Source organism: Mesorhizobium sp. M7A.F.Ca.US.006.01.1.1 (assembly GCF_003997935.1).
Classification (GTDB): Bacteria; Pseudomonadota; Alphaproteobacteria; order Rhizobiales; family Rhizobiaceae; genus Mesorhizobium.
Genome location: NZ_RZQL01000483.1, coordinates 1 through 1352, shown reverse-complemented (window position 1 = coordinate 1352; position 1352 = coordinate 1). Strand labels below are relative to the sequence as shown.

The following is a 1352-nucleotide window of genomic DNA, read 5'->3' as shown; positions in this document are numbered from 1 at the left end:
CGAAATCCCCGGCGTCACCACCGCCATGATGGTGACGCTTGGCGAGGACGGCGTGAAGACGATCGAGGATTTCGCCGGCTATGCCGCCGACGACCTGACCGGCTGGAAGGAACGCAAGGACGGCGAGACAAAAGTCTATCCGGGCGTGCTGGCCAATCATGGCGTGACCCGCGCAGACGCCGAACAGATGGTTCTGGCCGCCCGCCTCAAGGCCGGCTGGATCACCGAAGACGAGCTTGCAGCCGAAGAAGTCTCGGCTGACGAAGCCGTTGGTGCGTGAGGTGAAACCGCATCGCACCGAACCCGCCCTTGGACGAGATGAACGATCGCACCTGCATCGTTACGCGCAAACAAGCCGAACCGGATGATCTGATCCGTTTCGTCGTCGGCCCGGATTCGGCCGTCGTTCCCGACATCAAGAGAAATCTGCCCGGCCGCGGTTGCTGGGTGAGCGCCGACCGCCTACATATCGACAAGGCTGCGGCGAAGAACCTCTTTGCCCGCGCCTTCAAGGCACAGGTGGTCGTGCCGCCCGATCTTGGCGGCATGGTCGACGGGCTGCTTTCCAGGCACGCTCTGGGCATGCTCGGTCTTGCCCGCAAGGCAGGCGCAATTTCGCTTGGTGCTACCAAGGTCGAAAGTGCTGTCCGCGGCGGATTGGCGCTTTTCGTGCTTCACGCGACCGAGGCGTCCGACGACGGCGTGCGCAAGATCAGCCAGGCGCGAAGGGCGACAGTCCATCTCGGCGGGCCCGCCATCCTTGCCTACAAACTTTTCTCCGAGGCCGAGTTGAGCTTGGCATTGGGGGGTACAAATGTGATACATGCTGCCGTTCTCGCGGGAGACGCGGGCAGGGCGGTCCAGAAGCGCATGGTTGCGCTCGACCGGTATCGGGGCGGTTCCCCGGACGATCTGGCAATGCTTGCGGCTGTTGCTGACGAAGATGATGCCGCAGAGGATATGGAATGAGCGATACGAAATCGGGTGACGACAATACGCTGAGTGTGACGCCGAAGAAGACCTTGACGCTGAAGCGCCCCGGTATGGAACAGGGCACTGTGCGCCAGAACTTCTCGCACGGCCGCACCAAGCAGGTCGTCGTCGAAACCAAGAAGCGCAAGTTCTCGATGCCCGGCGACAAGCCGGAGCCTGCTGCCGCCCCCGTCTTCACACCGAAGCCGGCGGTCGTGGCCGCACCCGTCGTCGTGCCGGAAGCACCGAAGGCGCCGCCACCCCCGCCGCCACCGGCCCCGGTCGAACGCAGCGGCATGGTGCTGAACGAGCTGTCGCGCAGTGAGATGGAAGCACGCCGCAGGGCGCTCGAGGGCTCGAAGGTTCGCGAGGTCGAGGAC

General features: G+C 64.1%; 2 protein-coding genes and 1 pseudogene. All 3 read left to right on the top strand.

Annotated elements, in window-relative coordinates:
- Positions 1-280, top strand: a pseudogene (locus EN943_RS37040) (transcription termination/antitermination protein NusA); the annotation flags it as partial.
- 38 nt (positions 281-318) lie between these two features.
- Entirely contained in the window at positions 319-969 is a 651-nt protein-coding gene (locus tag EN943_RS37035) for an RNA-binding protein (protein WP_127416615.1), read from the top strand.
- A partial coding sequence (locus EN943_RS37030; protein WP_206522891.1) for a translation initiation factor IF-2 associated domain-containing protein occupies positions 966-1352 on the top strand: 387 nt, incomplete at its 3' end. The genes EN943_RS37035 and EN943_RS37030, both read left to right, overlap by 4 nt.